Genomic DNA, 11,076 nt, shown 5'->3' with positions numbered 1-11,076 from the left:
TTCTCACGCAACTACAAGTTTAGATGTTTTAGGAAAATTAGATGAAGACGCTCAAATTCAAGAATGGAAATTTGAGAGAGTAAAGGTAGATGGTATCGAAATTAAATACACCAAAAGTAACTTTACTTTAGAGGGTTCTCTGGCAATAATGGAAGATGACCCTGTATATGGAGATGGTTTTGATGGTACCTTATCTGCAACATTTGAAAACCCAAAATTTAAAGTTGGGGGTAGGGCAATATTTGGCAAAACAGACTTTAGGTATTGGACCGTAGATGTTTGGACAGATAATGTAGAAGAAAACGGAAATTCTAAATTACCACTTAAAGCGTTTGTTGGTGGTATATCTAATAGAATGAGAAAAACAGGTGGCAACGCTTCTGGATTTCAACCTGGCACTGCTACCTACATACCAGATGCAAATACTGGTTTAGGGATTAGGGCAGGTGTAAAAATTGAAACCCAAAATGCCAAATCATTTTCTTGTAAGGCTTATTTAGAAATGGAATATAACATTCATGGCGGTCTTAACCGTATCGGTTTCATGGGTGAAGGCTCTGTCATGGGAAGTGGTGACAAAGGTAGTTTAGCTGAGACAGGGGCTGCAGCTACAAAAGTGGGACAGGCACTTGAAGAAAACAGCAATTTGGTGGCCGATCAAAGCAATGGCAACTACCTAACAGTGGCTGAAGAATCTATACCAGTTACCGATGTTGCGGCATCTGGCAAAGTTGGGGTTTATGTAGGTATAGAGAGAGACTTTACGAATGATACGTTTGAAGGCGAGTTTAAATTGTATTTAGATTTAGCTGCTGTAAAAGGCGGTGGTGAAGATAATCTAGCAGGTTATGCAAAAATATATACTAGTCCTAATGAATGGTATATTCATATAGGAACACCGCAGCAACGTATAGACCTATTGTTTAATTCTGGTGTACAAGTAAGGGTAGGCGGCTATTTTATGACCGGCACCAATTTACCTTCTCAAGTAGATCCGCACCCAACAGTCGTAAAAATATTAGGTGATGACATGCTAAATGGAGAACGTAGAGACAATCAATTAACTGCAGGTAACGGATTTGCTTTTGGAATGAATTTCGGCTATGGATATGCTTGGGATTGGGGCTTGTTTTATGCATCTGTAGAAATAGGCGCCGGTTTTGATGTCATGCATGCCTATTACCCTAATGCAAAATGTGTAGGAAGACCTGGACCTATTGGTAATAATGGTTGGTATTCTATGGGACAAGTATATGCTTATTTATACGGTGAATTTGGAGTAGATGTAGAACTCGCATTCATCAAAGGAAAGTTTAAAATAGCCGAAGCAGGGGTAGCGGCAAATCTTAGAGGTCAATTTCCAAACCCCGTATATATACAAGGTTACGTAGGTATGTATTATAATATTTTAGGTGGTTTGGTAAAAGGTAGAATGCGAATGAAAGTTGAACTTGGGGAAGAATGTGAACTTGAAGGAATATCTAATACTATAGGCGTACCAATGATATCTGACTTAACGCCTAGGGACAATACTGATGATGCCTCAGTTTTCTCAGCTCCTCTGGCCGTATTCAATTATGCGGTAAATTCTGACTTTACAGTAGATTTAGAAGGAGGGACACGTACATTTAAACTTCAACTTACTAATTTCTCGGTTACTTCTGAAGGTCAAGCGATTGATGGAGAATTAGAATGGAACGATACTAATGATGCCGTAACATTTAAACCAACAGCAACCCTACCATCCGAAAAAGAGGTAAATGTAGTTGTAGAAGTTAGTTTTGATGAAAAAATTGGCGGTGCATTTCAAACCATGATTGAAAATGGAGAACCAGTTATTGAAAGAGCAGAATCAACATTTGTGACCGATGAGGCTCCTGATCATATTGTTTGGGAAAATGTAGCTTATGTATATCCTGTTAAAGATCAACAGTCTTTTCACCCTAAAGAATATAACAAGGGCTATGTAAAAATGATTCAACACCAATCTGATCTCTTTGATGATGGTTATGAAATGCGTGCCGAATTTATGCCTGAATATGGCGATGGGGTACGTACTGCTATGCAATATGATATAGCAAATAGCATGGTATTATTTGATATTCCTGATGAGTTGGACTTAGATAAAACGTATTTTTTAAATTTGGTGGTATATCCTCCAGGAGCAGATGCACCTACAGAAATCATTGTAGAAGAAACTAATGTTCTATCTGGAGAAGAAGCCGGTGAAACAACTTGGTTCAATCCAAATTCAGATTCACAGGAAATACAAAACACCTCAGCAACAGCCGTTATATCTAATAAGAAGGCAGCAAATGTAACTGTCTCAAATGGATCACCAAAATCAATTTTCGATTATGATTTTAAAACAAGTAAATATGCAACTTTTGGTGATAAAGTGAATGCTTTACATGTAACTAATAATCTTACTAACATCTTATTCATTCCGGGTAATGAACAAATAAATGTGATACCAGATGTACACTCGTTATCTCTACAAGTAGGGAGTTACGAGTACTTAGATAAAACGGAAATCATTGGCAACCAACATACAGGAAATCAACCTTTAATATATGCTGAAGCCATTTTAGAAGATTCCTATTATAAAGACCAAATTGGGCCATTACTGTACAATGAAGACGTGTACCCTTTAGACGAAGTAAATGGAGAAATTGTAGTAAATCGTGATCCTGATATTTTAGGTGTACCTCCAAAACGGTCTTTCTATATAGGAAACGAATATCTTGCTCATATTGATAATAACCCAAATTCGCATTGGGTTAAAAACAGAATTCCTTTCGTTTATAATTTACCTTTTCAATACAAAACTGATTTTATCTATTTGAGACAGCAAATAGCCAATAGGTATTCTAGAACGGATGGGGATACCACACTTTATGATTCTTTTAAATATTTAATTGAAAGTTCTTTCCCTCCTCTTCCTTTAGGAAGAAATAAAGGGTATCCGGCACAATTAATTTATAGAACACCGGGTAACTTATACCAAAGAGGCTACGAAATAAAATATAACAACGACTAATTTATAATACTTTGAAAAAACTCATTTTTATAATCGTTTTCTTTGTAACTGCAACTTCTTGGACCCAAGAAACGGCTTCGGTACAGGTTATCACACGGTCTCTACAAGATAAAGTTATGCTGCGCTGGGCTGTGGACCAACCATTAGCATGGAAAAAAGCGAATGAATATGGGTTTTTAGTAGAACGCTCAACCATTTCTAGAAATGGAGAAGCGGTAGTGCCGATTATTAAACAAATGCTAACAGCCTCACCGTTAAAACCAAGACCTTTGATGGAATGGGAAACATTGGCGAATCAAGATCAAAATATCGCGGTTTTAGCACAAGCGTTATTTGGAAATTCTTTTAAAACGACAGCGCCAAGTCAAGGCACTATGGGCAAAATAATGGCAGTTAATGATGAGATAGAACAACGATTTACATTCGGCCTTTTAGCCGCAGAGCAAAATTTTCAAGGAGCGCTTCTTGCCGGATGGGCATTGGAAGATAAAACTGTTGTAGCCGGAGAAAAATATGTTTACCGAATACGTGTAGCATTACCCCCTGAAAGTACAACAGCTATTAATGAAGGAAGTACGTTTGCAGGAGTAGAACTCTATGAACCACTACCTGTACCTATAGGTTTTACCGGGGCATTTAAAGACCGAAATGTACTATTAAGCTGGAATTATGACCTTTTAAGTACCCTGTACACCAGTTATATTGTAGAACGTTCGGAAGATGGCACGACTTATCAACAACAAAATAAAAGACCAATTTTTAATGCTTCAGACAATCGAGTTGGTTCTACAATTTCTATGTACTACACAGATTCTATTCCTAACGGCACAACGTTTCATTATAAAATTAAAGGTAAAACCGCATTTGGAGAAACTGGTCCTGCTTCACAAGTATTAAAAGGCAGAGCCATTGAAGCACTTGGTTTTGCTCCTCGAATTTATAGTAAAGAAATACCAGATGACAATACAGCTATCTTAAAATGGGAATTTAAAGAAGAAGAAAATGAACTTATCACCGGTTTTGAACTTCGAAGAGCCAACAAAGTAGATGGCCCTTTTACTACAGTGGAAAAAAACATTATACCTACAAGACGTGAAACTACTTTTAAAGGTTTAAAAAGAATAAATTATTTTACAATTGTTGCAATAGGAAAAAATGGTACTGAAAGTCCGTCTTTTGCAACTATAGTGCAACCGGTAGATTCCATTCCACCAAAACCACCTGTAAATTTAAAAGGAGTTGCAGATACTACAGGTATTGTAACCCTTAGTTGGGATAAAAACTTGGAAGAAGATTTGGGCGGATATCGCATATTTAGATCTAATAACCCAACTAACGAGTTTAGTGAAGTTACAAACGAGACATACAAAAGCGAAATCTATACCGATACCGTTGTTGCAGCAAATCTTAATAAAACAATATACTATAAACTACAAGCTGAAGACCTTCGCTATAATCGTTCAGAATTATCACAAATTTTGGCGGTAAAAAAACCAGATGTGATTGCACCTTCTGCTCCGATTATAAAAATGTTTGATGTAACAGAAAAAGGCATTAGAATAAACTGGATTCCCAGTAGTAGTACCGATGTGGCTTCACATAATTTATATCGTAAAACCGAAAACGACACCAAATGGGAGCAAATTAAAACATCCACGATTAAAACAGATACTACTTTTTTTGACACTGAAAACTTAGAACGCAACAAGTATTCTTATACCATAATCGCTACTGATTCTACCGAATTAGAAAGTAAACCAGCAACTGCAATTAGCGTTTTTTGGCAGGGTAAAACTTTAACAATTGATGATATTAAATTTTCAGGAACGGTGAATAGAGAACTACGATTTATTAATCTGAGCTGGAAGGTTAAAGAGGAAGACATTGTTGAGTATCGATTATATCGAGGTACTACGGCAAATGACTTGAAACTATATAAGACTTTAGAAGGCACTTCTAAAGGATATAATGATGTGAGTTTAGAAATTAATACAAACTACACTTACGGACTTCAATTGGTTTTAAATGGCGGGCGTGTTTCCTCAATTAAAAAAATTGAATTAAAGTATTAGACTATGAAAAATATAAAATTTGTTCTAGTTTTTGTGCTAATCAATACTTTTATAAATAATATAAAAGCACAAGATTATAAAATAGAATATTCCGTAACGCATTATCCAAACAGTCTTACTGAAAGTGCTACCATTAATATTTTTTTAGGAAATACAAATATATATCGCTCTATTGTATCGCAATCTAGTGGTGAAGAATATCAGTATTATCATGGAGTAAGAACTATTGGAACATCACGTCAAGTGAAATACACATCACGTACATACTGTGATAGTCCTAACTACAACGAATATGAAGAAACATTATATGGCTGCGGTCTACCAGCCCTAGGTGATGCATTTAGTGCCGAAACACAATGTGTAGACATAGATGATGATTATTTCCGTATAGGAAAAATAATATATGATATTTCTTCTTTAACTGTTGGTGAATGCGAATCTTTTACCCTAGATCTGTATGAAGACTGTAATTTTCAACATTTTTTTAGTCAGGCCCTAGAATATTCCTTTACCGATAGTCAAACTGGCGATTTAATTGAAGGTGAAATAGCGTATCGAATAGGCAACAGCTATTCTATCTCAGAATTTAACGAATCATTAGATGCCTCTGACGGACCTGTAAACCTAAGAGTCCGATTTACAGAAAGTGCAACAGTACTGCCGGTATATTCTAATTATTTTCAAATTGATGTTTTAGGTTGCTCTATAGATTTAATTGAGAATAACCCTATTCAAACTACCGATGCCACCTGTTATAGTGCATTTACTGACAACCCTGAAGATGATACTAATGACGGTAGTGTTACCGTAACATTTGACGGAAATGTTGATCAAGCTGATTTATATAGAATGAGGTATTATGTATTTGAAGGTGACCCTCAAGATTACATGGATAATGACGTTGATTTTGAACGTGCTGAAGGATACCCTGAAAACCTCTTCCCACAAGTAGTAACCGATATACTTTTCAATGATGAGTCCGGTAATGGCTTCTTAACAGATGATGATAATGATGGTAATTTTAGTGGTACTTTAACAGGTTTGTCGGGCAATGGTACAGATACATTTGGTAACCCAAGAAATTACAATGACTACTTTATTATTTATCAAGAGATAAAAGAGGTTGCTGGAGTTGTAACAGTGAAAAGTGGAAATATTACACCAGCATTCACTATTCGTCAACCATCTGAGCTTAAAATTTCCATTGATGAGGACAACGAATTTATTCAACTCCAATGTTTTGATGCCGATGCGCAAGTTACCGTGACCGCCTCTGGTGGAGGATATGATGGTGCAGATGCTGATTCTTATCAATATCGATATAAACAGGTGAATCAAGAATTTGGTGATTGGCAATCTTCACCAACATTCATCATTGAAAATGAAGATTTACAAATTGGAAATAACAACTTTATATTTCAAGTAGGTCAAGAAGGCAATGACCAATGTTTTAGCGCAGATTCTGAGGTGGTAACCATTGTTGTACCTGAGCAATTAGAACTTTCATTTATTCCAGAAAACAGTAATCTCACTACCATATCTGGAACCACTAACGGGGTGATTGGCTTTGAATATAGTGGTGGTAGCTTTGATGGCGATGTTCCAGATTCGGCTTTTGGAATTACTTATAGTGATGGTAGTCCGGTTACAGGGTTTTCCATAAATCATGATAATAATGGTATTAATAATGATATTCAGTTTCTAGGGCTGGGCGAAGGGTCATATATAATCACTTTTTCTCAAAGCAATACCTGTTTTGTAACTTCAGATACTATTGCCATTGAGCCAATACCTACACCAGAATTTGGTTCGGTCATTATTGATAGTCAAGTGAGCTGTACTGGTTTAGCTGATGCACAAATTAGTGTACCTGTAACTTATGGTGCAAATAACAATATTGCTGCCACTATATTCTATCGCTTAGTTGAAGTTTTAGAAGATTCTTCAGAAGTTACCATTGCAGATGATCAAATAGACTTAGATGACGATAATACTACAAATGAAGCGATTACTCTAGCAGATTTAGGCCCTGGAAGTTATAAAATATATGCCATTTCTGAATTAGGTGATTTCAATGATCAAAACCAAAGAGATGATGTTTTATTTACTCTTGACGCCGCTCCTGCTATCGCCGTTGATTTTGACGCATCAATTTCAACAAATGTTAACTGTAATGGCGATGCTGATGGTAGTATTGTACTTAGTGTTTCTGGTGCAACTAGTTATGAATATACCTTAGAGCTTGTTCCTGATGAAACAGATTGGATTACACTGCCGACCAACAACACCATCTCAGGTTTAACAGGGCAAACCTATAACTTAACACTTCGTAATGCAGCCAATACGGATTGCCAATCTGAAATTTATAACAATGCTTTTATCATTGGTACTCCAGAAGAACTTGAAGTAGCTGAAGTATTAGCTAGTCATGTTAATGTTTCTACATTTGGCGGTAACGACGGGGTAATTGAAGTTGAGGTAACAGGGGGTGCGGATACAGAAGCCTATACCTATACTTGGACTGCAGAGTTAGTGGATGATCAACAGACTTTTGTTGGGGCATCAACACCTATAATAACCGATTTATATGCAGGTGCCTACTCTTTAACTGTTAGTGATGTAAACGGTTGTAGCGTTGAAGACTTTACCATAGGTATTAGTGAACCTGCAGAATTAAATATTGTGGATCTTTTTACAACTACCAACTCATGTTTTGGTGAAGATTCGGGAAGCATAACTGCGCAAGTAGAAGGTACCGGAGAGTTAACACTAACCTTAGTCAATACTTTAGATGATTCTGAAACCATAATAACGACAGATGAGCGAACAGTAGTTTTTAGTGATTTGGCACAAGGTAGCTATACCCTAAACCTCTTGGAAGTAGAAACCAATGAGGTTATAATTGGAGATATCACCGCAGTTATTGATATCACTGAAGAAATTGTTCCTACCATTGAAACCACACCTTCATGTATTGAAAATGGAACTGGTTCAATAAATATTACGGCCGTTACAGGAGGCACTCTAAACACAACACCAGTATATACTTATAAAATTGATGATGAAAATCCCGTATTTGTAGGTACTTTTAATGACCTTGAAGCTGGAGATTACCTAATTACCATTATAGAAAACGGCGGTTGTACGCACTCTGAAACAGTAACTGTAGAGACAGCTAAACAAATCGTCTTAAATACTACTGAAAGTGTAATTAACAATATTTCTGATGAAGATTTTAGCGATGGTTCTATTTTACCTGTATTTAACTATGAAGATGGGACCGAAGGTAACTTCACCTATTCTTGGATAGGTCCTAATGTTGGTGGTTCTACAGATAAGGATATTACAAATTTAGTTGCAGGTGAGTATACCGTTATAGTTACTGATGATATTGGATGTTCATTGGAAGAAACATTCACTATTATTGTTCAAGACGAATTCTCTATACAACCCTTAACAGGTACACCAACATTATGCTTTGATCAAAATAACGGTTCTATAACTGCAACTCTTGAGGCTACCGGACTTGTAACATACACTTGGCGTTTAGAAGATGGTACTGCAATTAGTACCATTCTAGATTCTGATCTACGTGAAATAACATTAGATAATCTTGAAGATGGCAGTTATTATTTAGAGGCTACAAACGAGAACAATACAACTATTACTAGTGATATATTTACGATTGTCCGTTTACAAGAAATTACTGCTACTATTTTAACTACACGTACTTGTTTTGAGGGTAATACAGGAACAATTACATTTATTGACCCTGTTGGCAGCCCTTCAGGATCTTTTCTGTACAGTATTGATAATGGTGTAACCTATCAAGATACACCATTATTTGAAGGTTTACCAGAAGGTACTTATTATCCTCGCTTAAGTACTGTAGAAAACAGCAACTGTGATTTCATTACCAATGCCGTAGATATTTTAGCTTCACCTGCCTTATTTTATGATGAAGCTGGCACAACTATTACAAGAGCAAGTGGTCCCGGGGCTAATGATGGCTCCATTAGTGTGGCAGTACAGGGTGGCACACCGCCTTACACCTATGTTATAGATGGCGGAACTCCACAAGATACTAATGTGTTTAATAATTTATCTGAAGGTACTTATGAAATAACAATTACTGATAGTGTCGGTTGTATGGAACCAGCGATTATTGAAGTTACCGCTATAGGACCTTTAACCATATCTAATATCGTACCTAACGATGCGCTATGTAGAAATGAAGCAAATGGTAGTATTACAGCTACTGTTACCGGAGAAGGAGATATTATATATTCATGGACACTTCCTGATGGCAGCCCAGTGCCTGTAAGCAACGGTGTTAACACTCAAAATCTAGAAGGTATTTTAGCGGGTGATTACGTATTAACAGTTACAGATGACATCACAACGGTTACTTCTGAAGTGATATCCGTGGGGGAACCAACTACTTCTTTAACCATTTTAGAAATTACATCTACAGATGTATCTTGCTTTGGTGGCAGCGATGGTAGCATTGAAATACAGGCAGATGGAGGAACTGGCAATTATAACTATTCTATTAACGGTGTAGACTTTCAACCGGAATTAATTTTTGATGGACTAGAAGCTAATAATTATACGGTTACAGTTAGAGATGAAAATTTATGTGAGTTTCAAGAACCTACACCTGTGGCAATAATAGCGCCTCTTTCATTAAATATTACTGTAATAGAACAAATACCTACAAGCGCTGCAAACGCTTCTGGCGGGGCTATTTATATTGCTCCTGAAGGGGGTTCTGACAGCTATACGTATCTATGGTCAGGTCCAAATGGCTTTACTTCTAATGAACAAGATATTACTAACCTTGAAGCCGGTACATATTCCGTAATTATAACTGATGCTAATTTCAATAGTAATAACGATGCCGGATGTCAATTTATATCAGAAGACATTATAGTAACAGAACCAGGGCAATTAGTAGCTACTATTGAACAAACAGAATTTATAGCATGTTCAGGAGATGCCTCCGCAGAAATAGTAGCCAATGTTCAGGGCGGTGTTTTACCTTATACCTATCAATGGTATGAAGACGATAATGGTAACAATATTCTTCTTGAAGAAGAATCTGATATTATCAATAATCTAGCTAATGGCACTTATTATTTAATTGCCACTGACGATAACGACATTTCGATAGAATCTAACCGAATTGTTATAACACAACCCAGCCTCTTAGAAATTACCGTAGACAATGTTACCAACGTCCTGTGCTCTGGTGAATCAACCGGTGCCATTAGTGTTACTGTTTCTGGAGGTACGCCTCCTTACCAATATTACTGGAGCAATGGAGAAACATTACCTGATATCACTGGATTGGAAGCTGGCGAATATACTATTGAAGTTGAAGATAATGAGGGGTGTATTGCAGAACAATCGATAGTCATAGCATCCCCCAATGAAGCTATTGAGATTACAGAATCCATCTTAACAAATGCTTCTGATTATCAGGTAAATGATGGAAGCATAGCTATTGAAGTAGCCGGCGGTCAAGAGCCTTACACTTATACTTGGATACAATCATCTACTGATGCTGTTATTAGTAATGAGGCAACAATTTCTAACCTATCTGCAGACACTTACACTGTAATAATCTCAGATGTCTACGATTGTGACGTTACGGAAATATATGAGATAACACAGCCAGATATTATTGAAGAAACCATTCTACAACCAAGTTGCTTTGGCAATACCGATGGTAGTATTAACCTTTTAGTTAATAAAGGTAACGGTGTATTTACATACCAATGGAGTTCTGGCGAAGCTACCAACACACTTAATAACCTTGGTGCAGGAACATATACGGTAACCGTTACAGGTTTATCAGATGGTCCCATCACAAGAACCTATATTTTAGAGAACCCAAACCCAATAAATGTTAATTTAGGTATTGACAGAGTTCTTTGTGCTGATCAAACTTTAGAATTAGAC

The 11,076-nt window shown here is 36.7% G+C and carries 2 protein-coding genes and 1 pseudogene; all 3 read left to right on the top strand.

Annotation, left to right across the window (positions count from 1 at the left end; all coding sequences use genetic code 11):
- Positions 1–3,040: pseudogene (locus ABJI11_RS04675) on the top strand (hypothetical protein); the annotation flags it as partial.
- An 11-nt stretch (positions 3,041–3,051) separates the two neighbouring features.
- A complete protein-coding gene (locus ABJI11_RS04670; RefSeq protein ID WP_348349879.1) occupies positions 3,052–5,112 on the top strand; it encodes a hypothetical protein in 2,061 nt (686 codons plus the stop codon).
- Positions 5,113–5,115: 3 nt separating this feature from the next.
- On the top strand, positions 5,116–11,076 hold a 5,961-nt coding region (locus tag ABJI11_RS04665), incomplete at its 3' end, for a SprB repeat-containing protein (protein WP_348349877.1).

The organism is Maribacter sp., from assembly GCF_039968975.1.
Classification (GTDB): Bacteria; Bacteroidota; Bacteroidia; order Flavobacteriales; family Flavobacteriaceae; genus Maribacter.
Note: the sequence above shows the minus strand (reverse complement) of the source record. Positions and strands in the feature narration are given on the sequence as shown.